General features: G+C 64.2%; 28 protein-coding genes. 5 read left to right on the top strand and 23 right to left on the bottom strand.

The window, feature by feature from the left end; translation table 11 throughout:
- Positions 1 to 88: 88 nt before the first annotated feature.
- Positions 89 to 592, top strand: a complete 504-nt coding sequence (locus ACRSCF_RS02225) for a TlpA disulfide reductase family protein (protein ID WP_017403794.1) — start codon at positions 89 to 91, stop codon at positions 590 to 592.
- 63 nt (positions 593 to 655) lie between these two features.
- Here ACRSCF_RS02225 and ACRSCF_RS02220 read toward each other — a convergent pair whose 3' ends face one another.
- The gene (locus ACRSCF_RS02220) at positions 656 to 1102 is read right to left on the bottom strand and encodes a c-type cytochrome (RefSeq protein WP_016448509.1); all 447 of its coding nucleotides are present in this window, start codon (positions 1100 to 1102) and stop codon (positions 656 to 658) included.
- A gap of 159 nt (positions 1103 to 1261) precedes the next feature.
- On the opposite strand from ACRSCF_RS02220, the gene ACRSCF_RS02215 reads away from it, so the two are divergent.
- Together ACRSCF_RS02215 and ACRSCF_RS02210 are read left to right on the top strand one after the other, a co-directional pair.
- Positions 1262 to 1960 carry a cytochrome b/b6 domain-containing protein gene (locus ACRSCF_RS02215; protein ID WP_244387744.1) on the top strand — a complete coding sequence of 233 codons (699 nt, stop codon included), beginning with the start codon at positions 1262 to 1264 and terminating at the stop codon, positions 1958 to 1960.
- A gap of 65 nt (positions 1961 to 2025) precedes the next feature.
- A complete protein-coding gene (locus tag ACRSCF_RS02210; protein WP_016448511.1) occupies positions 2026 to 2517 on the top strand; it encodes a GNAT family N-acetyltransferase in 492 nt (163 codons plus the stop codon).
- Between the two features lie 107 nt (positions 2518 to 2624).
- Here the strand turns inward: ACRSCF_RS02210 and ACRSCF_RS02205 are convergent, their stop codons facing one another.
- The 21 genes from ACRSCF_RS02205 to ACRSCF_RS02105 form a co-directional block, all read right to left on the bottom strand.
- A complete protein-coding gene (locus tag ACRSCF_RS02205; RefSeq protein WP_016448512.1) occupies positions 2625 to 3131 on the bottom strand; it encodes a peroxiredoxin in 507 nt (168 codons plus the stop codon).
- 118 nt (positions 3132 to 3249) lie between these two features.
- Complete coding sequence (gene rpsQ, locus ACRSCF_RS02200) at positions 3250 to 3519, bottom strand: 30S ribosomal protein S17 (protein ID WP_016448513.1); 270 nt, start codon at positions 3517 to 3519, stop codon at positions 3250 to 3252.
- A gap of 13 nt (positions 3520 to 3532) precedes the next feature.
- Positions 3533 to 3730, bottom strand: coding sequence for a 50S ribosomal protein L29 (gene rpmC / locus ACRSCF_RS02195; RefSeq protein WP_012202337.1), 198 nt, complete (start codon positions 3728 to 3730; stop codon positions 3533 to 3535).
- Between the two features lie 10 nt (positions 3731 to 3740).
- Complete coding sequence (gene rplP, locus ACRSCF_RS02190; protein WP_012202336.1) at positions 3741 to 4157, bottom strand: 50S ribosomal protein L16; 417 nt, start codon at positions 4155 to 4157, stop codon at positions 3741 to 3743.
- 2 nt (positions 4158 to 4159) lie between these two features.
- Positions 4160 to 5032, bottom strand: a complete 873-nt coding sequence (rpsC, locus tag ACRSCF_RS02185) for a 30S ribosomal protein S3 (protein WP_012202335.1) — start codon at positions 5030 to 5032, stop codon at positions 4160 to 4162.
- A 16-nt stretch (positions 5033 to 5048) separates the two neighbouring features.
- Positions 5049 to 5381 carry a 50S ribosomal protein L22 gene (gene rplV / locus ACRSCF_RS02180; RefSeq protein WP_012202334.1) on the bottom strand — a complete coding sequence of 111 codons (333 nt, stop codon included), beginning with the start codon at positions 5379 to 5381 and terminating at the stop codon, positions 5049 to 5051.
- Between the two features lie 10 nt (positions 5382 to 5391).
- Positions 5392 to 5667, bottom strand: a complete 276-nt coding sequence (rpsS, locus tag ACRSCF_RS02175; protein WP_012202333.1) for a 30S ribosomal protein S19 — start codon at positions 5665 to 5667, stop codon at positions 5392 to 5394.
- Between the two features lie 10 nt (positions 5668 to 5677).
- Positions 5678 to 6502, bottom strand: a complete 825-nt coding sequence (rplB, locus tag ACRSCF_RS02170) for a 50S ribosomal protein L2 (RefSeq protein WP_012202332.1) — start codon at positions 6500 to 6502, stop codon at positions 5678 to 5680.
- Positions 6503 to 6504: 2 nt separating this feature from the next.
- Positions 6505 to 6819: a 50S ribosomal protein L23 gene (rplW, locus tag ACRSCF_RS02165; RefSeq protein WP_012202331.1), complete on the bottom strand. Its 315-nt coding sequence runs from the start codon at positions 6817 to 6819 to the stop codon at positions 6505 to 6507.
- On the bottom strand, positions 6816 to 7436 hold the full coding sequence (gene rplD, locus ACRSCF_RS02160) for a 50S ribosomal protein L4 (RefSeq protein ID WP_012202330.1): 621 nt from the start codon (positions 7434 to 7436) through the stop codon (positions 6816 to 6818). Before rplD ends, rplW begins: the two co-directional genes overlap by 4 nt.
- Positions 7436 to 8110, bottom strand: a complete 675-nt coding sequence (gene rplC, locus ACRSCF_RS02155; protein ID WP_012202329.1) for a 50S ribosomal protein L3 — start codon at positions 8108 to 8110, stop codon at positions 7436 to 7438. The genes rplD and rplC overlap by 1 nt, the downstream gene beginning before the upstream one ends.
- Before the next feature lie 211 nt (positions 8111 to 8321).
- Positions 8322 to 8633, bottom strand: a complete 312-nt coding sequence (gene rpsJ / locus ACRSCF_RS02150) for a 30S ribosomal protein S10 (RefSeq protein WP_003059431.1) — start codon at positions 8631 to 8633, stop codon at positions 8322 to 8324.
- Positions 8634 to 8657: 24 nt separating this feature from the next.
- The gene (gene tuf, locus ACRSCF_RS02145) at positions 8658 to 9848 is read right to left on the bottom strand and encodes an elongation factor Tu (RefSeq protein WP_016448514.1); all 1191 of its coding nucleotides are present in this window, start codon (positions 9846 to 9848) and stop codon (positions 8658 to 8660) included.
- A 162-nt stretch (positions 9849 to 10010) separates the two neighbouring features.
- Entirely contained in the window at positions 10011 to 12119 is a 2109-nt protein-coding gene (fusA, locus tag ACRSCF_RS02140; RefSeq protein ID WP_016448515.1) for an elongation factor G, read from the bottom strand.
- 152 nt (positions 12120 to 12271) lie between these two features.
- Positions 12272 to 12745, bottom strand: a complete 474-nt coding sequence (gene rpsG / locus ACRSCF_RS02135) for a 30S ribosomal protein S7 (protein WP_016448516.1) — start codon at positions 12743 to 12745, stop codon at positions 12272 to 12274.
- A 160-nt stretch (positions 12746 to 12905) separates the two neighbouring features.
- Positions 12906 to 13283, bottom strand: a complete 378-nt coding sequence (gene rpsL / locus ACRSCF_RS02130) for a 30S ribosomal protein S12 (protein ID WP_003059441.1) — start codon at positions 13281 to 13283, stop codon at positions 12906 to 12908.
- A 157-nt stretch (positions 13284 to 13440) separates the two neighbouring features.
- Complete coding sequence (locus ACRSCF_RS02125) at positions 13441 to 14610, bottom strand: D-alanyl-D-alanine carboxypeptidase family protein (RefSeq protein ID WP_016453570.1); 1170 nt, start codon at positions 14608 to 14610, stop codon at positions 13441 to 13443.
- A gap of 91 nt (positions 14611 to 14701) precedes the next feature.
- Complete coding sequence (locus ACRSCF_RS02120) at positions 14702 to 15337, bottom strand: alpha/beta hydrolase (protein WP_017405508.1); 636 nt, start codon at positions 15335 to 15337, stop codon at positions 14702 to 14704.
- 80 nt (positions 15338 to 15417) lie between these two features.
- A complete protein-coding gene (locus ACRSCF_RS02115) occupies positions 15418 to 15792 on the bottom strand; it encodes a (2Fe-2S) ferredoxin domain-containing protein (protein ID WP_016448519.1) in 375 nt (124 codons plus the stop codon).
- 10 nt (positions 15793 to 15802) lie between these two features.
- Positions 15803 to 16957, bottom strand: coding sequence for a VanZ family protein (locus ACRSCF_RS02110; RefSeq protein WP_016448520.1), 1155 nt, complete (start codon positions 16955 to 16957; stop codon positions 15803 to 15805).
- Positions 16958 to 16988: 31 nt separating this feature from the next.
- Positions 16989 to 17417, bottom strand: a complete 429-nt coding sequence (locus tag ACRSCF_RS02105; RefSeq protein WP_034365646.1) for a CopD family protein — start codon at positions 17415 to 17417, stop codon at positions 16989 to 16991.
- A gap of 123 nt (positions 17418 to 17540) precedes the next feature.
- Between ACRSCF_RS02105 and hemB the strand changes: the two genes are divergently transcribed.
- Both hemB and ACRSCF_RS02095 read left to right on the top strand, forming a co-directional pair.
- Positions 17541 to 18548 carry a porphobilinogen synthase gene (gene hemB, locus ACRSCF_RS02100; protein ID WP_017405507.1) on the top strand — a complete coding sequence of 336 codons (1008 nt, stop codon included), beginning with the start codon at positions 17541 to 17543 and terminating at the stop codon, positions 18546 to 18548.
- 4 nt (positions 18549 to 18552) lie between these two features.
- On the top strand, positions 18553 to 19770 hold the full coding sequence (locus ACRSCF_RS02095) for a magnesium transporter CorA family protein (RefSeq protein WP_034365649.1): 1218 nt from the start codon (positions 18553 to 18555) through the stop codon (positions 19768 to 19770).
- Here the strand turns inward: ACRSCF_RS02095 and ACRSCF_RS02090 are convergent.
- A complete protein-coding gene (locus ACRSCF_RS02090) occupies positions 19767 to 21695 on the bottom strand; it encodes an ATP-binding protein (RefSeq protein ID WP_432675183.1) in 1929 nt (642 codons plus the stop codon). The genes ACRSCF_RS02095 and ACRSCF_RS02090 overlap by 4 nt on opposite strands.
- Positions 21696 to 21702 lie beyond the last annotated feature (7 nt).

Raw genomic sequence — 21702 nt, 5'->3', positions numbered from 1 at the left:
CCCGAACTTTTGCCCTTGCCGCGCATCGAAACGCGGTGCACGGCATGCGTGCAGGCCTACGGGCACAACTTTGGGCACAATCGTCGCTATGGCAAGCAAACATTGGATCGCAGGCGTGGTGATCGCCGCAGCCGCCGGAATGGGCGCATGGGTGTATTCGGGCGCAGGCCAGACGGCGGCGCCGCAATCGACCTTCGTGCTGCTGGATGGCAGCAAGCAGACCACGGCCGATTTCAAGGGCAAGGTGACGCTGGTCAATTTCTGGGCCACCAGCTGCACCACCTGCGTGGCCGAGATGCCGGAGATCGTCGCCACCCACCAGAAATTCCAGGGCCAGGGCTTCGAGACCCTGGCCGTGGCCATGAGCTACGACCCGCCCAGCTATGTGGTGAACTTCGCCGATTCGCGCAAGCTGCCGTTCAAGGTGGCGCTGGACAACACCGGCGCCGTGGCCCGCGCCTGGGGTGATGTGCAGCTGACGCCCACCACCTACATCGTCAACAAGCGCGGCGACATCGTGAAGCGCTATGTGGGAGCGCCTGACTTCGCCGAGTTGCACCGGCTGATCGAGAAACTGCTGGCCGAAGCCTGATACGGCGCAGGCAAGCCCAGAAAAAACCGGCATCACGCCGGTTTTTTTGCATCTGCATGCCGATCAGCGGCTGCGGAAGCTGTCGTGGCAGGCCTTGCAGCTGGCAGCGGCCGGGCCGAAGGCCGCCTTGAGCTGGTCCAGGTTGCCGGACTTGGCCGCAGCCGCGAGCTTGACCGTCTCGGCCTGCATCTTCTCCGACAGATCCTGGAACTTGGCCTGCTCCTTCCAGATTTCAGGCTTGGCCTTTCCACCCTCCGTGCCTGCGCCGAAACCTGCCCAGGGCAGCTTGGCCATGAAGGCCACCACCTCGGCGTTTTCCTGGGCCGCCTTGGCATCGAAGGGGATCTTTCCGTTCGCCATGGCGCCCAGGCGCCCGAAATGCTGGCCCAGCACGGCGAGCGCGCCCTGGCGGTACTTGATGGCGTCCTCGGACTTGGCAAACTGGGCGGAAGCCGGCAGCGCGGTAGCGGCCACCAGGGCGGCCAGCGCCCATGCAGAAACTTTCTTCATCGTGGTTTTCCTTTTCGAGTGTGGGGAAATCTGCCGGGCCAGTATGGCAGTGACGCCTTGCGGGCGCAGCTTTGATTGACCGCAGCCAGGGTGCATTGACTGCCGGCTCCGGAATGCAGGTCGGCACAATGCACTCATTCCCACCCACACGCTCATGCCATGGCACAAGAACCGACCGCACAAGGCGCCGCCAAGCACAAGGTCCGCATCTGGGACCTGCCCACCCGGCTGTTTCACTGGCTGCTGGCCGCAACCGTGATTGCCCTGGTCGTGACGGCCAAACTGGGCGGCAATGCCATGAACTGGCATCTGCTGCTGGGCCATGCCATGCTGGCCTTGCTGCTGTTTCGCCTGTTGTGGGGCCTGGTGGGTGGCCGCTGGTCGCGCTTTGCCAGCTTCATCCATGCACCTTCCGCCCTGCTGCGCCATCTGCGCGGGCAAGGAGCGGAGAGCGACAGCGCAGGCCACAGCCCGTTGGGCGCTCTGTCCGTGCTGGCCATGCTGGCGGTGCTGATCGCCCAGGTAGGCAGCGGATTGCTCAGCGATGACGAGATTGCGTTCTCCGGGCCGCTGAGCCGCTTCGCATCGGGCGACACGGTGGCGCAGGCCACGGCCTATCACGCGCATTGGGGACAGTATTTGCTGTACGCACTGGTGGCCCTGCATCTTCTGGCCATCGTGTTCTATGCCTGGCGCGGGCGCGGCCTGGTGCGAGCCATGGTGACCGGGGACAAACAGTTGTCCGCGCCAGTCCCCGCCTCACGCGACACGGCAGGCAGCCGTTGGCTGGCCTTGGCCCTGGCCTTCGGGGCAGGCGCCGCGGCATGGTGGGTACAGCAGCTTGGTGGCGCTTTCTGACGGCGCAGCCAGAGGTGGGCCGCTTGCCGCTACACTGCGCTTTCCGTCGTTTTAGCTGAGTGCCCGTGGACAAGCCTGCTGTCGCCTTGCTGGCGCCGAATCCCGCGGAAGACTGGGACGAAGTCCGCCAGATCTTCCGGGAGTACGCTGCAAGCCTGGATGTCGATCTGCAATTTCAAGATTTCGAGGCCGAGATCGCCGATCTGCCCGGCGACTACGCTGCGCCGCGCGGCCACATCCTGCTGGCCAGGGTCGATGGCGCAGTGGCCGGCTGCTGCGCCCTGCGCCCCCTGGACAACTGCGACTACGCCAATGCCGCCGAGATGAGGCGCCTGTTCGTGCGCAAGGCCTTTCGCGGTTTCGGACTGGGTCGGCAGCTGGCCGAAGCCATGCTTGATGTGGCGCGCCAGGCCGGCTATGACCATGTGCTGCTGGACACGCTGGACGACATGGAATCGGCCCGCGCCCTCTACGTCGACCTGGGCTTCGAGGAAATCCCGCCCTACTATCACAACCCCATCGCGGGGGCGCACTACCTCAAGGCCGATATTTTCTAGTCCGGCCTGGCTGAACCAGCGCCCCCAATACAAAAAGGCATTACACCCGGGTGCAATGCCTTTTTTCGCAATAGCGCGGTGCGCAGGCCAGAAGGCCTGCAGCGCGATCAGGCCTTGGCCTGGCCCAGCAAAGTGGCCGCGTCGCTGACCTCGAACTTGCCAGGGCCTTCCACGTTCAGCGTGACGACCTTGCCGTCCTTGACCAGCATGGAATAGCGGTTGCTGCGCAGGCCCAGGCCCTTGCCGTTCAGATCCAGCGTCAGGCCGGTGGCCTTGGCGAATGCGGCGTCGCCGTCGGCCAGCATGCGCACCTTGCCATCGGTCTTCTGGTCGCGGGCCCATGCGCCCATCACGAAGGCGTCGTTGACCGACAGGCACCAGATCTCGTCCACGCCGGCCGCCTTGAAGGCTTCGGCCTGCTCCACGAAGCCGGGCACATGCTTGGCCGAGCAGGTGGGAGTGAATGCACCGGGCACGGCGAAGACCGCGATGGTCTTGCCTGCAGCGGCTTCGGGCAGCTTCACGGGGTTGGGGCCGATGCTGCAGCCATTGCCTTCGACTTCCACGTATTCCATCAGGGTGGCAGCGGGCAGGGCATCTCCGACTTTGATCATCTCTATCTCCTTTGTGGTGCAAAACCGGGGGCCGCCGAAATGGCGGTCCCCAAACGAAAAAACGACCCACATTGTGGGTCGTTTTCTGTGGCTTTGCAGCCGGTGGGCCTAGGTAGGCTTACACCAGAGCAGCCTTTTGCACCAAGCGGGTAGCAACCCAGTTCTTGGTCTTGGACAGCGGGCGGCTTTCCGTGATTTCGATCACGTCGCCCAGCTTGTACTCACCTTGCTCGTCGTGAGCGTGGTACTTGCTGGACTTGATCATGATCTTGTCATAGATCGGGTGCTTGACGCGGCGTTCAACCATGACCGTCACGGTCTTGGCACGCTTGTCGCTGACCACCTTGCCAATCAAGGTGCGCTTGAGGGATTTTTTAGCTTCCGTCATGTCGGCTTCCTGATTACTTGGCGGCTTGCTTTTCAGCAAGGATGGTCTTGGCGCGGGCGATGTCACGGCGCGTGGTACGCAGCGTGTTCGTGTTACCCAGCTGTTGCGTGGCCTTCTGCATACGCAGACCAAAGTGAGCCTTTTGCAGGGACTTCACTTCGGCTTCCAGGCCGGCAACGTCTTTTTGGCGGAGTTCAGCAGCTTTCGTCATGTTGTTCTCCTTAGGCACCAATTTGACGGGACACGAAGGTCGTACGCAGCGGCAGCTTTGCAGCGGCCAGGCGGAACGCTTCACGAGCCAGCTCTTCAGGGACGCCCACGATTTCGTAGAGCACCTTGCCGGGCTGGATTTCGGCCACGTAGTACTCGGGGTTGCCCTTACCGTTACCCATACGCACTTCTGCGGGCTTGGTAGAGATTGGCTTGTCCGGGAACACGCGGATCCAGATACGACCGCCGCGCTTGACGTGACGCGAGATCGCGCGGCGAGCCGCTTCGATCTGACGTGCCGTCAGGCGACCACGGTCAGTGGACTTCAGGCCGAAGTCACCGAAAGCAACGGAGTTACCACGCGTTGCAATACCGGTGTTGCGACCCTTTTGCTCCTTGCGGTATTTGCGGCGAGCAGGTTGCAGCATCTTTATTCTCCTTTACCGTCCGCTGCTGTAGCGGGCGCGTCAGTCTTGCGAACGCGCTTAACGGAATCAGCGCCAGCGCCGGCGGGCTTGTCGCTGCCGTCTGCAGGTGCTGCGTTAGCGCCTGCGGGGCGGCGGGCACCACGGCCAGCACCGTCACGACGACCATCGCCGCGACCATCGCGACGGGGGCCGCGAGGACGACGCTCTTCTTCGGGGCGGGGGGTCTCGGCTGCCGGCAGGTCGTTACGACCCAACGTGTCACCCTTGTAGACCCAGACCTTCACACCGATCACGCCGTAGGTCGTCTTGGCTTCGGAGAAGCCATAGTCGATGTCGGCGCGCAGCGTGTGAAGTGGCACACGGCCTTCGCGGTACCACTCGCAGCGTGCAATTTCGATACCGTTCAGACGGCCCGAAGACATGATCTTGATGCCTTGGGCACCCAGACGCATGGCGTTTTGCATCGCACGCTTCATGGCGCGGCGGAACATGATGCGCTTTTCGAGCTGCTGGCAGATCGAGTCGGCGATCAGCTTGGCATCGATTTCAGGCTTGCGCACTTCTTCGATGTTCACAGCCACGGGCACGCCCAGACGGGTTGCGAGTTCCTTCTTCAGGTTCTCGATGTCCTCGCCCTTCTTGCCGATCACGACACCAGGACGTGCCGAGAAGATCGTGATGCGGGCGTTCTTTGCAGGACGCTCGATCAGGATGCGCGACACGGCGGCGTTCTTCAGCTTGGCCTTCAGGAACTCGCGCACCTTGATGTCTTCGGCCAGCATGCCGGCGAAGTCGCGGTTGCTTGCGTACCAACGGCTGGCCCAGTTGCGGCTAACAGCCAGGCGGAAGCCGGTAGGATGGATTTTCTGTCCCATATTCTTCCCAGGCCTTTCAGTTGCCAACCGTCACGTACACGTGGCACGTGGGCTTGCTGATGCGATTGCCGCGGCCCTTTGCACGCGCGGTGAAGCGCTTGAGCGTGGTGCCTTGTTCGACGAAGATGGTCTTGACCTTCAGTTCGTCGATGTCGGCGCCGTCGTTGTGCTCGGCGTTGGCGATGGCGGACTCGAGCACCTTCTTGATGATCACGGCAGCTTTTTTCTGCGTGAACGTCAGGATGTTCAGGGCTTGGTCCACTTTCTTGCCGCGGATCAGGTCCGCGACCAGGCGACCCTTGTCCACAGACAGGCGGACGCCACGGAGAACAGCACGTGTTTCAGACATGTTCTATTCCTTACTTCTTGGCTTTTTTGTCCGCCGGGTGACCCTTGAAGGTACGGGTCAGCGCGAATTCGCCGAGCTTGTGGCCGACCATCTGGTCAGTCACATACACGGGCACGTGCTGCTTGCCGTTGTGCACGGCAATGGTCAGACCGATGAACTCGGGCAGAACCATGGAGCGACGCGACCAGGTCTTGACGGGCTTCTTGTCCTTGGTGGCGACGGCCTTCTCGGCCTTTGCCAGCAAGTGATGGTCAACAAACGGACCCTTTTTAAGAGAACGAGTCATTTGCTACCCTTTACTTCTTACGACGCGACACAATCATCGACTGCGTGCGCTTGTTGTTACGGGTACGGTAGCCCTTCGTCAGGTTGCCCCATGGGTCAACAGCGTGACGACCTTCACCGGTCTTGCCTTCACCACCACCGTGCGGGTGATCGACAGGGTTCATCACCACGCCGCGAACGGTCGGGCGGATACCCATCCAGCGCTTCACACCGGCCTTGCCCAGACGGCGCAGGCTGTGCTCTTCGTTGGCGACTTCACCGATGGTCGCGCGGCATTCGATGTGCACCTTGCGCACTTCGCCGGAACGCATACGCACTTGGGCGTAGATGCCTTCACGGGCCAGCAGCGTAGCCGACGTACCTGCCGAACGGGCGATCTGCGCGCCAGCGCCGATCTTCAGTTCGATGCAGTGGATGGTCGAACCCACGGGGATGTTGCGGATCGGCAGGGTGTTGCCCACGCGGATCGGGGCTTCCGAACCGCTGACGATCGTTGCGCCGACTTCCAGGTTGCGCGGAGCAATGATGTAGCGACGCTCGCCGTCGGCATAGCACACCAGAGCGATGTGGGCCGTACGGTTGGGGTCGTACTCAATGCGCTCGACCTTGGCGGGGATGCCGTCCTTGGTGCGCTTGAAGTCCACCACGCGATAGTGGTGCTTGTGGCCACCGCCCTTGTGACGGGTGGTGATGTGACCGTTGTTGTTACGGCCCGACTTCTGGTGCTGAGGCTCCAGCAGGGGGGCGAAACCTGCACCCTTGTGCAGATGGTCACGCGTGACCTTGACCGTGCCGCGTTGGCCGGGGGTCGTCGGTTTGAGCTTGATAACAGCCATGATTACGCAGCCTCCCCGGACAGGTTCAGCTCTTGACCGGGCTTGAGCATCACGTAGGCCTTGCGAACGTGGTCGCGGCGGCCGGTGGTCTTGCCAAAGCGCTTGGTCTTGCCCTTGATGTTCACCACGGAGACACCAGCAACTTCCACCTTGAACATCAGTTCCACGGCGGCCTTGATTTCATGCTTGGTGGCGCTCTGCAGCACCTTGAACGTCACGGCGTTGGACTTCTCTGCAACCATGGTGGCCTTTTCGGACACGATGGGAGCAACCAACACCTGCATCAGACGACCTTCGTCAAACTTGAGCGTGCTCATTCGAACATCTCCTTGAGTTTGTCGATCGCACCCTTGGTGACGAGCACTTTCTTGTAGTGCACCAGCGACACGGGGTCGGCGTAGCGCGGCTCGACCACGAACACGTTCTTCAGATTGCGGGAAGCCAGGTACAGGTTCTCGTCGACTTCTTCAGCGATCACCATGACCGATTCCAGGTTCATGGCCTTGAACTTGTCGGCCAGCACCTTGGTCTTGGGGCTTTCGAGCTTGAGCGAGTCCACCACGGCCAGACGGCCTTCGCGGGCCAGCTGCGACAGGATGGCAACCATGCCGGCGCGGTACATCTTCTTGTTGATCTTCTGCGTGAAGTTTTCTTCAGGCAGATTCGGGAAGATGCGGCCGCCGCCACGCCACAGAGGCGAGGAGGACATACCGGCACGAGCACGGCCGGTGCCCTTTTGCTTGAACGGCTTGGCGGTCGTGTGACGAACCTGCTCGCGGTCCTTCTGAGCGCGAGTGCCCTGGCGTGCGTTGGCACGGTAGGCGATCACGATCTGGTGGACGAGGTCTTCGTTGAATTCACGGCCGAAAACAGTCTCGGGCGCATCAAACTTGGATGCGGCCTGGCCTTGTTCATTCAGGAGTTCGAGCTGCATTAGTTCGCTCCCTTGGAAGCTTTGGCCTTGATGGCGGGGCGCACCGTCACGAAGCCACCCTTGGAGCCCGGAACAGCGCCCTTGATCAAGAGCAGTTGGCGTGCTTCGTCAATGCGAACCACGTCGAGATTTTGGGTGGTGATGGTTTCATCGCCCATGTGGCCGGTCATCTTCTTGCCCGGGAACACGCGACCTGGATCCTGGGCCATCGAGATGGAGCCGGGAACATTGTGCGAACGGCTGTTGCCGTGCGAGGCGCGCTGCGAGCGGAAGTTGTGACGCTTGATGGTGCCGGCGAAGCCCTTACCGATGGAAGTGCCTTGCACGTCCACCTTCTGGCCCACCGAGAACAGCTCGGCGACGGGCAGGACGGAGCCTGCGGCGTACTTGCCAGCGGTTTCTTCGGTCACGCGGAATTCACCCATCACTTCACCGGCTTCGACACCTGCCTTGGCAAGGTGGCCGGCTTCTGGCTTGGTCACGCGAGATGCCTTGCGCGAACCGAAAGTGACCTGCAGGGCCACGTAGCCATCGTTCTCTTGGGTTTTGACCTGAGTCACGCGGTTGTTCGACACATCCACCACTGTGACAGGCACTGCGTCCCCATCATCAGTGAACAGACGCATCATGCCCACCTTGCGACCCAGCAACCCGAGGGAGTTGCTCAGACTCATTTGTTTGCTCCAAAACTTCCGCCGCTGAAACTGCAATTGGCCCAGCGTTGCGCTCCCGCCCCAGATGACCAAGGCCTTGCGCACGAAAGAAGGTTGATAAAACTTCGCTCAAGAAAGGCGAAGCCCCAAATTTTAACGCGAACTGCCTTTTCAAGCAAGTTCGCGTTAAATCAAAGCCCTTCAACGGCCCCGCAAGGGGCCTGTGAAGTACTTATTGCAGCTTGATCTCGACGTCCACACCTGCGGGCAGGTCCAGCTTCATCAGAGCGTCAACCGTCTTGTCAGTCGGGTCAACGATGTCCATCAGGCGCTGGTGAGTGCGGATTTCGAACTGGTCGCGGCTGGTCTTGTTGACGTGCGGCGAGCGCAGGATGTCGAAGCGCTTCATGCGTGTCGGCAGGGGCACGGGACCCTTGACGATGGCGCCGGTGCGCTTGGCAGTGTCAACGATTTCAGCAGCCGACTGGTCGATCAGCTTGTAGTCAAACGCCTTCAGGCGGATGCGGATTTTTTGCTTGGACATTGTGTATTCCTAGTTTTCTAAGAATTACGCAATGATCTTTGCAACCACGCCAGCGCCCACGGTACGGCCGCCTTCGCGGATAGCGAAGCGCAGACCTTCTTCCATGGCGATGGGGGCGATCAGCTTGACGGTGATCGACACGTTATCGCCAGGCATCACCATTTCCTTGTCGGCGGGCAGCTCGATGGAGCCGGTCACGTCGGTCGTGCGGAAATAGAACTGGGGACGGTAGTTGTTGAAGAACGGAGTGTGGCGACCACCTTCGTCCTTGGACAGCACGTACACCTCAGCCGTGAAGTGGGTGTGGGGCTTGATGGAGCCGGGCTTGCACAGCACTTGGCCGCGTTCCACGTCTTCACGCTTGGTGCCGCGCAGCAGCAGGCCCACGTTGTCGCCAGCCTGGCCTTGGTCCAGCAGCTTGCGGAACATTTCCACGCCGGTGACGATGGTCTTCTGGGTGTCGCGGATACCGACGATTTCGATTTCTTCGCCGACCTTGATGATGCCGCGCTCAACGCGACCGGTCACCACGGTGCCACGGCCGGAGATCGAGAACACGTCTTCCACGGGCATTGCGAAGGCACCGTCCACAGCGCGCTCGGGCGTGGGGATGTAGGTGTCCAGGGCTTCAGCCAGACGCAGGATGGCGGGCTCGCCCTTGTCGCTTGCGTCACCTTCCAGGGCCAGCTTGGCCGAGCCGCGGATGATGGGGGTGTCGTCGCCGGGGAAGTCATACTTGGCCAGCAGCTCGCGCACTTCCATTTCGACCAGCTCCAGCAGCTCTTCGTCGTCCACCATGTCGCACTTGTTCAGGAACACGATGATGTAGGGCACGCCCACCTGACGAGCCAGCAGGATGTGCTCGCGGGTCTGGGGCATCGGGCCGTCAGCGGCCGAGCACACCAGGATAGCGCCGTCCATCTGAGCAGCGCCGGTGATCATGTTCTTGACGTAGTCGGCGTGGCCGGGGCAGTCAACGTGAGCGTAGTGGCGGTTGGCCGTTTCGTACTCGACGTGGGCGGTGTTGATCGTGATGCCGCGGGCCTTTTCTTCAGGTGCTGCGTCGATCTGGTCGTAAGCCTTGGCTTCGCCGCCGAACTTCTTGGACAGAACGGTGGCGATGGCAGCCGTCAGGGTCGTCTTGCCGTGGTCCACGTGACCGATGGTGCCCACGTTGACGTGGGGCTTGGTCCGCTCGAATTTTTCCTTTGCCATGATTTCTCCGAAAGAGCAAAACCTGTGTGATGTTTAAGGTCTGCATCCCATTGCTTGGTCGCCCCGCACAGGTGACAGGACGGCATGGGATCGCAGACCGGCAAAAATCGCAGCCCCTTTTCAGGGGCTGCGACTCAAAAGCCTTCGATTATACAAAAAGCCTTACTTGGCGCGAGCAGCCACGATGGCTTCGGCCACGTTGCGGGGAGCTTCGGCGTAGTGCTTGAACTCCATCGTGTACGTAGCGCGGCCTTGCGTCTGCGAACGCAGCGAAGTGGCGTAGCCGAACATTTCCGACAGCGGCACTTCAGCCTTGATGGACTTGCCACCGCCGGCCATGTCGTCCATGCCCTGGACCATGCCGCGACGCGAGGACAGGTCGCCCATCACGGTGCCGGCGTAGTCTTCGGGCGTCTCGACTTCCACGGCCATCATGGGCTCGAGGATGACGGGGCTGGCCTTCTTGGCGCCTTCCTTGAAGCCGAAGATGGCAGCCATCTTGAAGGCCATTTCGTTCGAGTCCACATCGTGGTACGAACCGAAGGTCAGGCGCACCTTGACGTCCACCACGGGGTAGCCGGCCAGCACGCCGGAAGTCAGCGCCTCGATCACGCCCTTCTCGACCGCAGGGATGTATTCGCGAGGAACCACACCGCCCTTGATTTCGTCGACGAACTCGAAGCCCTTGCCGGCTTCCTGGGGTTCCAGGGTCAGCACGACGTGGCCGTACTGGCCCTTGCCGCCGGACTGGCGAACGAACTTGCCGTCCACATCGGTAACCTTCTGGCGAATGGTTTCGCGGTAGGCCACCTGGGGCTTGCCCACGTTGGCTTCCACGTTGAATTCGCGCTTCATGCGGTCAACGATGATTTCCAGGTGCAGCTCGCCCATGCCGGCGATGATGGTCTGGCCCGATTCTTCATCGGTGCGCACGCGGAAGGACGGATCTTCAGCAGCCAAGCGCGACAGGGCGATGCCCATCTTTTCCTGGTCGGCCTTGGACTTGGGCTCCACGGCCTGTGCAATCACGGGCTCGGGGAAGACCATGCGTTCCAGCACGATGGGAGCTTCGACGGCGCACAGCGTTTCGCCGGTGGTCACGTCCTTCAGGCCCACGCAGGCAGCGATGTCGCCGGCGCGGATTTCTTCGACTTCCACGCGCTCGTTGGCCATCATCTGCACGATACGGCCGATACGCTCCTTCTTGCCCTTGACCGAGTTGAACACGGTGTCGCCCTTGGTCAGGACGCCCGAGTACACGCGCACGAAGGTCAGCTGGCCGACGAACGGGTCGGTCATCAGCTTGAAGGCCAGGGCCGAGAACTTTTCGCCGTCGTCTGCCTTGCGGCTGAGCTTGGTTTCTTCGTTTTCGGGATCGGTACCGGTGACGTCAGGGATGTCCACAGGCGCCGGCAGGTAGTCGATCACGGCGTCCAGCATGCGCTGCACACCCTTGTTCTTGAAGGCGGTACCGCACAGCATGGGCTGGATTTCGGTAGCCAGCGTACGAGCGCGCAGGCCGGCCTTCACGTCTTCTTCGGACAGAGTACCTTCTTCCAGGTACTTGTTCATCAGGTCTTCGCTGGCTTCGGCAGCGGCTTCCACGAGGTTTTCACGCCACTTGTTGGCGGTCTCCACCAGCTCGGCGGGGATTTCGTGGTATTCGAACTTCATGCCTTGCGAGGCTTCGTCCCAGATGATGGCCTTCATCTTGACGAGGTCGACCACGCCCTTGAAGTTTTCTTCGGCACCGATCGGGATCACGACGGGCACGGGGTTGGCCTTCAGGCGCAGCTTCATCTGCTCGACGACCTTGAAGAAGTTGGCGCCGGTACGGTCCATCTTGTTCACGAAGGCCAGACGAGGCACCTTGTACTTGTTGGCCTGACGCCACACGGTTTCCGACTGGGGCTGCACGCCGCCCACTGCGCAGTACACCATGCAGGCACCGTCCAGCACGCGCATGGAACGCTCCACCTCAATGGTGAAGTCCACGTGGCCGGGGGTGTCGATGATGTTGAAACGGTGCTCGGGGTAGGACAGGTCCATGCCCTTCCAGAAGCAGGTCACTGCAGCGGAAGTGATGGTGATGCCGCGCTCTTGCTCTTGCTCCATCCAGTCGGTCGTAGCAGCGCCGTCGTGCACTTCGCCCAGCTTGTGGGTCACACCGGTGTAGAACAGGATACGTTCGGTGGTGGTGGTTTTGCCGGCGTCGATGTGGGCGGAGATACCGATATTGCGGTAGCGCTCGATGGGGGTCTTGCGAGCCATGATGGATCCTTGATTGATCGTATGGAGGGAGTCTCTGCCCGTTCCAGCCTCATGGTGCAGACGGACAGCAGTCTTATCTGGGGATGCTCCTAATCGAGACAAGGCCGCAGGCAAAAATGCATGCGGCCCGTCTGATCAGGAGCGAAGCGCTCTTAGAAGCGGAAGTGGCTGAACGCCTTGTTGGCTTCGGCCATGCGGTGCACTTCGTCACGGCGCTTCATGGCGCCGCCACGGCCTTCGGTGGCCTCGAGCAGCTCGTTGGCCAGGCGCTGGGCCATGGACTTCTCGCCGCGCTTGCGTGCAGCTTCCTTCAGCCAACGCATGGACAGGGCCAGGCGACGCACGGGACGCACTTCGACGGGCACCTGGTAGTTGGCACCGCCGACGCGGCGGGACTTCACTTCGACCATGGGCTTCACGTTGTTGATGGCAACGATGAAGGCTTCCAGCGGGTCTTTGTCAGGGTGCTTCTTTTGAATCAGGTCCAGGGCACCGTAGATGATGCGTTCTGCGACCGCCTTCTTGCCGCCTTCCATGATCACGTTCATGAACTTGGACAGCTCGACATTGCCGAACTTGGGATCCGGCAGGATTTCACGTTTGGGGACTTCGCGACGACGTGGCATTTTTTACCTCTATCTTGCTTCAGTTGGCGTCTTTTCAGACACCGCGAGAGCCAACAGGACTCCCACTTACTCGACCCGCGCAAAACACTTGCGTTTGGGGTCACTACGCTGGATCTCGCGCCACGCGGGATACAGCACCTTCTTCGAAAAAACGCAGGGCTTACTTGGCCTTGGGCTTCTTCGCGCCGTACTTGGAACGGGCTTGCTTGCGGTCCTTGACGCCTTGCAGGTCAAGGGAGCCACGCACGATGTGGTAACGCACACCGGGCAAGTCCTTCACACGGCCGCCGCGCACCAGCACAACGCTGTGCTCTTGCAGGTTGTGGCCTTCACCACCGATGTAGGAGATGACCTCGAAGCCGTTGGTCAGGCGCACCTTGGCAACCTTACGCAGAGCGGAGTTAGGCTTCTTGGGCGTCGTGGTGTACACACGGGTGCACACGCCGCGGCGCTGAGGGCAGTTTTCCATAGCAGGGCTCTTGGATTTGACAACTTCGACCGTGCGGCCCTGACGCACGAGTTGGTTAATGGTTGGCATTAATAAACGTCCCTAAACGTGAATTGCTTGCGAAAAGCGAAAACGTGAATCCCTTCGGAAATTCCGAAAAGCCCTCGACTGTACCAGCTTGCAGGAGATCGCACAACTGCACCCCCTTCAAGCCGGTACGCGAGGGCCTGCGCGACAGGCGCGGGGCTTACTTGATCCAGAGGCGGATCGCATCCCAGGCACGGCCGAAGAAGCCAGCCTGCTCCACGCCTTCAAGCGCCACCAGCGGCACTTCGGCCACGGTGTCGGCCCCCAGCTTGACCTTGAGCGTGCCCATGGCCTGGCCCTTGGTGAACGGAGCGATCAGCGGGTCCTGGCGCACGACTTCGGTGCTCAGCTTGCCGCCACTGCCGGCCGGCACGGTGACCACGATGGGCGTGGTGCGGCCGATCTTGACGGTGCCCGCCTTGCCCTTCCAGACCTCGGGCGTGGCCACGGCCTGCTCGGCGTCGAACAGCTTGACCGAGTCGAAGGCCGCATAGCCCCAGTTCAGCAGCTTCTGGCTTTCATTGGCGCGCGCGTTCTCGCTGGCGGCGCCCAGCACGATGGAGATCAGGCGGCGGCTGCCCACGTTGGGCAGATCGCGCTTGGCCGTGGCCACCAGGCAGTAGCCGGCCGCAGCGGTGTGGCCGGTCTTGAGGCCGTCCACGGTCGGGTCGCGGAACAGCAGCGAGTTGCGGTTGGTGCCGTTGGAGGCCGGCGTGCCCGGGTAGAAGTACTTCTTGGTCGAGTAGTAGTGCATGTACTCGGGGAAGTCCTGCATCAGGCGCTGCGCGAGGATGGACAGGTCGCGCGCCGTGGTCAGGTGGCCGGGCTCGGTCAGGCCTTCGGGGTTCTTGTAGCTGGTGTTCTTCATGCCCAGCGCCTTGGCCTGCTCGTTCATGAGCCGCACGAAGTTCTCGGCCGAGCCGCCCACGCCTTCGGCCAGGGCCATGGTGGCGTCGTTGCCGGACTGCACGATCATGCCCTTGATCAGGTCATCCACCGGCACCTGCATCTTGGGGTCGATGAACATGCGCGAGCCCGGCATCTTCCAGGCGCGCTCGCTGACGGGCAGGCGCTGCTCCAGCGTGATCTTCTTGGCACGCAGTGCGTCGAAGACCAGGTAGCCGGTCATGAGCTTGGTCAGCGAGGCCTGCTCGATGGGCGCATCGATGTCCTTGGCACCCAGCACCTGGTTGGCGGTGACATCGACCAGCAGATAGTTGCGCGCCGCGATCTCGGGCGGCTGGGGCGGGGTGATCTGCGCCAGCGCCAGGGCCGGCGCCATGGCCGCTGCCAGTGCCAGGACTCGCAGCGTGGAGGAAATGGGCTTCATGAGGAAAACTCTCGCTAAAGGGCAGGTAAAGCAGGAAAGGCGGAAGATGCCCGCCGGCTGGGGCGGGCCTATTGAGCAGCGGCGCGGGCCGCTAGGGAAGTGAGCGCAAATGGCGGACCACGAGACTCTTGAGCAGCGGCAATTGTCCGTGAAAGAAATGACCGCCCCCGGGCACGACGGTAACAGGCAGTATCTGCGGGCGCGCCCAGTCCATGACGGCCGACAGCGGCACCGTGTCATCGGCCTCGCCGTGCACCACCAATGTCCGGTCATGGGCTTCGGGCGGCACGGGGGCCACCGAGAAACGGCTGGCCGCCGTGCCCACCAGCACAGCCTTTTCCACCCGGCCTTCATTCCACAGGCCCGCCAGCACATGGCTGGTGACGAAGGCGCCGAAGGAAAAGCCCGCCAGCGCGATCGGCCCTTCGGGAGCGACCTGGCGGACCACGGACAGCATGTCCTCGGCCTCGCCGATGCCTGCGTCGTGCTCGCCGGCACTGGCACCCACGCCACGGAAGTTGAAGCGTACGGCCGTGTAGCCGCACTGCACGAAGGCCCGCGCCAGGGTCTGCACCACCTTGTTGTCCATGGTGCCGCCAAACAGCGGATGGGGGTGGGCGATGATGGCCACGCCGCGCGCAGTCGCATCGGCGGCCGGCGCGTCGCGCAGGGCCTCCACGGCCCCGGCAAGGCCGGTCAGGGTCAAACGTTCGGTCTGCGCATTCACAATCGCTATCCTAGTAGTAGCAGCCAGTCCAAGCTGACAAAGCACTGATGCCCGGAAAGGCCCAAAGTTCCAGCCGGTGCTCAGCGGCCCACGTCGGGCGGCAGCAGCAGGCGCTCCACGGGCTGGCCGTTCTTGAGATGGGACTCGACGATCTCGTCGATATCGGTCTCGTCCACGAAGGTGTACCAGGTGCCTTCGGGGTAGACCACGGCCACGGGCCCGCCCGCGCAGCGGTCCAGGCAGCCGGCCTTGTTCACGCGCACCTGGCCCTTGCCGGCCAGGCCCAGCTGCTTGACCTGCTTCTTGCAGTGGTCGAAGCCTGCCTTGGCGCCGTGCAGCGCACAGCAGTCCTCGCCGCCAGGCCTCTCGTTGAGGCAAAAGAAGATGTGGCGCGCATAGTAGTTGCCTGCGCCTTGCTGGCCGCCTTCGGCCCCGGGACGTGGGTTTTCGCTCATGCAGCGGATTCTAGGCCTGCGTCTGCTGCCCCGAAGGCGCCGGGGGCGCTGAAGGTGCAGGCGGCAGCGGCCCTGCATCGCGACGCGCCACCCTGAGCAGCACGTAGACCAGGGTGGCATAGGGCCACAGCCAGCCCAGCCACTGCCCCAGCCCGTAGAAGCGGATGAAACGCCCCTGCTCCCAGGCCTGCAGCGTCTCGGAGAAATAGGCACTGGTGGGCGCCTGGTTCAGGATGCTCAGTTGCAGCACCAGCACCAGCATCAGCAGGGCTGCACAGGCGCGGCGCGGCAGCGGCAGGGCCACCATGGCCAGGCCCACGCCGCCCCATACGCCCATGCGCACCGGCAGGTCCACCCACTCCCAGGCATGGGCAGGCCCCCAGCTCAGCGCGGCCGACATCGCCGAGACCGCGATGCCGATCACGATGGCCGAGCCCGCCAGCACGGCGCGCCGGCCCATGTGGCGCATCACGCAATAGGCCAGCAGGCAGGGCACCCACAGGCCCAGCATCACGCACAGCATCTCGGTCACGGGCGACAGCGGCGTCAGGGCCGACTCGCGCAGAGGAAGCCACATGAGAAAGGGCGTGCCTTCGAGCAGATCCAGCAGCCCCTGCTCCAGCCGCTCCAGCACCTGGCCCAGGCCAAAGGGCACGGCGGCGGGAAAGAGCAGCGCCCAGGGCCACAGCGCCAGCAGCACCATGGCGCCGCCGCCATCCTCGCCCAGCCAATGGGTGCGAAAGGCGCTCCAGCGCGCCAGGGCGCCCAGGCGCTCCAGCAGCAGCGCCACCAGCGCGCCCAACAAGGTGCCGCCCGCATTGAGCACCAGATCCAGATTGGAGGGAACGCGCCGCGGCAGGTAGATCTGCAGGAACTCCATGGACAGCGACAGCAGGGTGCCTGCCAGCGCCGCCAGCGGCACGGCCGCGCGCGGGCTGCCGCTGCGCACCAGGGCCAGCGCCAGGAAAAAGCCCAGCGGCGCGTAGCCGACGATATTGGTATTGACGTCGAACCAGGTCCAGTACGGCGGCGGGATCTTTGCCGTCAGGAAGACCAGCGGATCAATGCCCTGGGCACGCCAGCCATCGAAGGGAAACAGGCTGGCGAAAACGATGAGCACCGCATAGACCAGTGCCAGCGGCCAGGCCGAAGTCCTTTGCACCACGCCCTGCCTCCCTCTTCGTTGGAACGGTTTCTCAGAAAGGTTTGACGACCACCAGGATGACGATGGCCGCCAGCAGCAGCACCGGCACCTCGTTGAAGAAGCGGAACCAGCGGTGGCTGTGCTGGTCCCGGTTGTCGATCAGCTTGCGCAGCAGGCGCCCGCAGGCATGGTGGTAGCCGATGACCAGCAGCACGCCGGCCAGCTTGGCATGCATCCAGCCGTTGCCCGACCCCTTGCCGATGCCGTAGCCCAGGTACAGCCACAGGCCCAGGCCCAATGCGGGCACGGCCAGCAGCGTGGTGAAGCGCAGCAGCTTGCGTGCCATGAGCAGCAGGCGCTCGCGCTCGGCCACCGAGCCGGGCGTGACCATGGCCACGTTGACGAAGATGCGAGGCAGATAGAACAGGCCCGCGAACCAGCTTGCCACGAAAACGATATGAAAGGCTTTGACCCACAGCATGCGGGCAGTGTACGTGCGTACAGGGGTGCGCCAGGCTGCGCAGGCGCAAAAGCCGAGTCCCGCGTGCCGGCGTCGTCGCCGGGGTTGCGGGGCCTGCGGCGGGAATGGGGCACAATTTTCGGCATGCATCTGTCCAGCCCCACCCCCTTCCCGCACAACCGCCCCCGCCGCCTGCGCCGCGATGCCTTCACGCGCAATCTGGTGCGCGAGAACGTGCTCACGGCCCATGACTTCATCTACCCCGTGTTCGTGCACGAAGGCACGAACCAGCGCGAGGCCGTGCCCTCCATGCCCGGCGTGGACCGCCTGAGCCTGGACCTGCTGCTGCCCGTGGCAGAGCAGTGCGTGCAGCTGGAGATCCCGTTCCTGGCGCTGTTCCCCGCCATCGAGACCTCGCTGAAGACGCCCGACGGCAAGGAGGCGCTCAACCCCGACGGCCTGATCCCGCGCGTGGTGCGTGCGCTCAAGAAGGAGTTCCCGCAACTGGGCGTCATGACCGACGTGGCCCTGGACCCCTACACCAGCCACGGCCAGGACGGCATCCTCGACGAGTCCGGCTACATCATCAATGACGAGACCGTGCAGGTCCTGGTGGGCCAGGCCCTCACCCATGCCGAGGCCGGCGTTGACATGGTGGCGCCCAGCGACATGATGGACGGCCGCATCGGCGCCATCCGCGAGGCGCTGGAGGCCCACGGCCACATCCACACGCGCATCATGGCCTACAGCGCCAAGTACGCCAGCGCCTTCTACGGCCCGTTCCGCGACGCCGTGGGTACGCGCGGCGCGCTGGGCAAGGCCGACAAGAACGTCTACCAGATGGACCCCGCCAACACCGACGAGGCCCTGCGCGAAGTCGCCCAGGACCTGGCCGAGGGTGCCGACATGGTCATGGTCAAGCCCGGCATGCCGTACCTGGACGTGGTGCGCCGCGTCAAGGACGAATTCGGCGTGCCCACCTTCGCCTACCAGGTCAGCGGCGAGTACGCCATGCTCAAGGCCGCCGCCGCCAACGGCTGGCTGGACCATGACCAGGTGATGATGGAATCGCTGCTGGCCTTCAAGCGCGCGGGTGCCGACGGCATCCTGACCTACTTCGCCATCGACGCCGCGCGCAAGCTGCGCGGCTGAACGCATGCCGCCGGTGACGCCGCCCACGGGCACGGGAGCCGCTCCCCCAGCCGGGAACGCCAGGAACATGCGCATCTTCCACCTGCAGCCGGGCGGCGCCACCGAACTGGCCGACCTGCCCGGGCAGGCGCCCGCGCAGGGCTTCCTGTGGATCTCCTGCACCCGCGCCACCTTGCAGGAGCGGCTGGCCGACGTGCAGCGCACGCTGCAGCTGCTGTCGGGCCAGCAGCTGGTGGACCTGCATGTCTCGGACCTGCTCAACGCCCAGCTGCCATCGCGCTACGACTACACCTCGCAGTACGACCTGCTGGTCTTTCGCCGCCTGGCCAGCGGGCAGGCGCGTGCCGCCGCGCAGGCCGGCACGGCCTCTTCGCCTGCGGCGCAGGCGGCGCCCCCCTCGCCTCCCGTGCGCCGCACAGGCCCGCCCGTGCTGCGCAACATCGACACCAGCCCCGTGGGCTTTGCCATGTTCGACCAGGTGCTGCTGTCCGTGCACCCCGACGACTGCACCGTGCGCGACGCCTATGCCGCGCGGCTGCTGGCCGCCATGCCCAGCGATCTGCGCGAGGGACGGCTGAACCCCACATCCGGCACGCGGCTGCCGGCCAGCCCGGCCGACCTCATGCTGCGCGTGGTCAACCTCATCGTGGACGGCTTCCTGGACCTGCGCCGCGAACTGTCTCGCCAGCTGGACCACTGGCAGACCGAGCTGCTGCGCCCGCGCACGCGCTTTGCCAACTGGGGGGCGCTGCTGGACGCACGGCTGGCCCTGCATGAGCTGGACGAAGTCTGCGAAGACCAGCGCGCCGCCGTGCAGGACTGGACGGACGCGCTGGAGACCTGGGCGCCTCCCGAGGGCGTGGCGGCGCTGCGCGAGCTGGACCTGCTCAAGGTGCGCAGCCGCGACGTGCTGGAACACATAGAGCGCGTGGTCCACCACGTGCGGCGGCTGGAGCAAAGCACCGAGACCGTGGTGCAGATGCATTTTTCGGTGCAGAGCAACCGCACCAACGACATCATGCGCACGCTGACCGCGCTGACGGCCGTGTTCCTGCCGCTGAACCTGATTGCCGGCATCTTCGGCATGAACTTCGAGTTCATCCCCCTGGTGCACAAGCAGGACGGCTTCTGGTGGGCCATGGGCTCGATGATGGCGATTGCCGTGGGCCTGACCATGTTCTTCTGGCGCAAGCGCTACATGGCGCGCACGGCGCAGGGCTAGGGCCCCGCCCGCTCCAGCGGCATCCACAGCGTGAAGCGATTGCCGCCGGCCAGCGGCGCCCAGTCCAGCCGCGCCTGCAGCGCCAGCGCGCGCGTGCGCATGTTCGCCAGTCCCTTGCGGCCCTCGGTGGGTGCCCGGGCGCGGTCGAAGGGGTGGCCGTCGTCCTCCACCAGCACCTGCACGCCGGCCCGGCCTTCCAGGGGGGCCTGGGCCGTGCGCACCGTGATCTCGCGCGCGCCGCTGTGCTTGATGATGTTGGTCAGCACCTCCTGCAGGATGCGCAGCACATGCAGGGCGGCCTGCGCGTCCAGCCAGGGCAGCGCGGGCAGGTCGCTCACCTCCCAGTGCAGCCGCAGCCCCGCCCCCTCCAGGCGCGGCCCCAGCCGGTAGCGCAGCCCGGCCAGCAGCGCCAGCAGGTCGCAGTCCAGCGGCTCCAGCGAGTCGATGGACAGCTTCAGGTCATCGATGCACTCCTGCAGCAGCTGCACCAGGTCCACCGTGCCGGCCTGGTTGAACTCCACCACGCGCAGCGCGCTCATCAGCGAGGAGCCCACGCCGTCGTGCATCTCGCGCATCAGGCGCTGGCGCTCCTGCATCAGCGTCTGCTCGCGCTCCACGGCCAGCAGGCGCTCATGGGCCTGGGCCAGCTCCGCCTCCTGGGCCTTGAGCCGTTCCGCCAGATGCAGGTTGGCGTTCTCGGCCACGGCCAGCGCGCCGTTGTAGCGCCGGTAGGCCACCAGCAGGAACAGCGTGAACAGCCCCAGGTACACATAGGGCGTGAGGTAGATGCTCTCCATGCTGATCAGGTAGCTTTGCAGCGCCAGGTCATGGAAGCCGATGGGAAACGACAGCAGCATCCACACGGCCAGCATGGTGCTGCCGCCATCGCGCATGCGCCAGGCTCCCGCCACGGCCATGCACAGCACCAGGATCTCCGGCGGCACCATCAGCAGCCGCAGCAGCGGCAGGATGGTCTCGTGCGCCGGGCCCCACAGCGGCACCGCCACCAGCAGCACCGTGCCCACATAGCCCTGCAGCACCCGGCCCAGCCAGGGCCGGCGCCTGCGCTGCATCAGGCACAGGAAATGGAAGGCCGCCACCGTGGCGCCCATGAGGCCGGCCAGCGTCAGCCAGGAGAACCAGCCGTCCGACAGGGCCAGCCCCTCGCCGTCCACCATGAACTGCAGCGAGCCCAGCAACTGGCACAGCGACATCAGGAAGAACAGCAGGAACACCACATCCCCTCGCCGCCGCTGCAGCGTCCACAGCGCCAGCGCGAACAGGCCCAGCACCAGGTAGGAGCCTGCCGTATAGACCACCAGATCGGCCTGGAGCAGGCTGCGCAGCCGCCAGGACAGGCGCAGCGACTCGGCAGGCCCCGCCCACAGGCTGGACAGCGCCCCGCCCACGCCCTGCTGGCTGGCCATGCGCACATGCACCTGCAGCGGCCTGCCCGGCTGCGCCAGCCCGCCCAGGTCCAGCCACACCGGCCGGTTGAAACTGTTCCACACCCGGCTGCCGCGCGTCTGCCAGGCCAGCTTCCCGTCCACATACACCGCCACCGTGCCCACCGTCTGCCAGCGCGGGATATACAGGCGCGCGCCCTGCGGCGTAGGCACCAGGGCTTCAGGCGGCACCACGGCGCGGAACCAGCGCACCTCGGGCGGCGCCGCTGCCAGGTCGCCGCTGCCCGACACGGCCCTGTCGCCCCCATAGGGCAGGTCCACATCGCTCCACGGCGTCGATGCATCCAGCACCGCGTCGTCGGCCGACGCAAGCGCCGCAGGCGGCGCCCAGTGCGGGCTGTCCGACCGCCACAGCTGCGCCTGGCGCAGTTGCACCGCTTCGCCTGCGGCGGGGCCACGCAGCCCGAATGCCCCCGCCAGCAGCATCGCCAGCGCCACCAGTCCCGCCGAAACCAGCAAGACCCTC

It is taken from the genome of Delftia sp. 11MD, assembly GCF_050907895.1.
Lineage (GTDB): Bacteria > Pseudomonadota > Gammaproteobacteria > Burkholderiales > Burkholderiaceae_C > Comamonas > Comamonas tsuruhatensis.
This window is presented reverse-complemented; position numbering and strand designations above follow the sequence as displayed.

Coding starts and splice junctions, on each gene's coding strand:
- ACRSCF_RS02225 (WP_017403794.1), top strand. CDS start 89: ATGGCAAGCAAACATTGGATCGCAGGCGTGGTGATCGCCGCAGCCGCC.
- ACRSCF_RS02220 (WP_016448509.1), bottom strand. CDS start 1,102: ATGAAGAAAGTTTCTGCATGGGCGCTGGCCGCCCTGGTGGCCGCTACC.
- ACRSCF_RS02215 (WP_244387744.1), top strand. CDS start 1,262: ATGGCACAAGAACCGACCGCACAAGGCGCCGCCAAGCACAAGGTCCGC.
- ACRSCF_RS02205 (WP_016448512.1), bottom strand. CDS start 3,131: ATGATCAAAGTCGGAGATGCCCTGCCCGCTGCCACCCTGATGGAATAC.
- rpsQ (WP_016448513.1), bottom strand. CDS start 3,519: ATGACGGAAGCTAAAAAATCCCTCAAGCGCACCTTGATTGGCAAGGTG.
- rpmC (WP_012202337.1), bottom strand. CDS start 3,730: ATGACGAAAGCTGCTGAACTCCGCCAAAAAGACGTTGCCGGCCTGGAA.
- rplP (WP_012202336.1), bottom strand. CDS start 4,157: ATGCTGCAACCTGCTCGCCGCAAATACCGCAAGGAGCAAAAGGGTCGC.
- rpsC (WP_012202335.1), bottom strand. CDS start 5,032: ATGGGACAGAAAATCCATCCTACCGGCTTCCGCCTGGCTGTTAGCCGC.
- rplV (WP_012202334.1), bottom strand. CDS start 5,381: ATGTCTGAAACACGTGCTGTTCTCCGTGGCGTCCGCCTGTCTGTGGAC.
- rpsS (WP_012202333.1), bottom strand. CDS start 5,667: ATGACTCGTTCTCTTAAAAAGGGTCCGTTTGTTGACCATCACTTGCTG.
- rplB (WP_012202332.1), bottom strand. CDS start 6,502: ATGGCTGTTATCAAGCTCAAACCGACGACCCCCGGCCAACGCGGCACG.
- rplW (WP_012202331.1), bottom strand. CDS start 6,819: ATGAGCACGCTCAAGTTTGACGAAGGTCGTCTGATGCAGGTGTTGGTT.
- rplD (WP_012202330.1), bottom strand. CDS start 7,436: ATGCAGCTCGAACTCCTGAATGAACAAGGCCAGGCCGCATCCAAGTTT.
- rplC (WP_012202329.1), bottom strand. CDS start 8,110: ATGAGTCTGAGCAACTCCCTCGGGTTGCTGGGTCGCAAGGTGGGCATG.
- rpsJ (WP_003059431.1), bottom strand. CDS start 8,633: ATGTCCAAGCAAAAAATCCGCATCCGCCTGAAGGCGTTTGACTACAAG.
- tuf (WP_016448514.1), bottom strand. CDS start 9,848: ATGGCAAAGGAAAAATTCGAGCGGACCAAGCCCCACGTCAACGTGGGC.
- fusA (WP_016448515.1), bottom strand. CDS start 12,119: ATGGCTCGCAAGACCCCCATCGAGCGCTACCGCAATATCGGTATCTCC.
- rpsG (WP_016448516.1), bottom strand. CDS start 12,745: ATGCCACGTCGTCGCGAAGTCCCCAAACGTGAAATCCTGCCGGATCCC.
- rpsL (WP_003059441.1), bottom strand. CDS start 13,283: ATGCCAACCATTAACCAACTCGTGCGTCAGGGCCGCACGGTCGAAGTT.
- ACRSCF_RS02125 (WP_016453570.1), bottom strand. CDS start 14,610: ATGAAGCCCATTTCCTCCACGCTGCGAGTCCTGGCACTGGCAGCGGCC.
- ACRSCF_RS02115 (WP_016448519.1), bottom strand. CDS start 15,792: ATGAGCGAAAACCCACGTCCCGGGGCCGAAGGCGGCCAGCAAGGCGCA.
- ACRSCF_RS02105 (WP_034365646.1), bottom strand. CDS start 17,417: ATGCTGTGGGTCAAAGCCTTTCATATCGTTTTCGTGGCAAGCTGGTTC.
- hemB (WP_017405507.1), top strand. CDS start 17,541: ATGCATCTGTCCAGCCCCACCCCCTTCCCGCACAACCGCCCCCGCCGC.
- ACRSCF_RS02095 (WP_034365649.1), top strand. CDS start 18,553: ATGCCGCCGGTGACGCCGCCCACGGGCACGGGAGCCGCTCCCCCAGCC.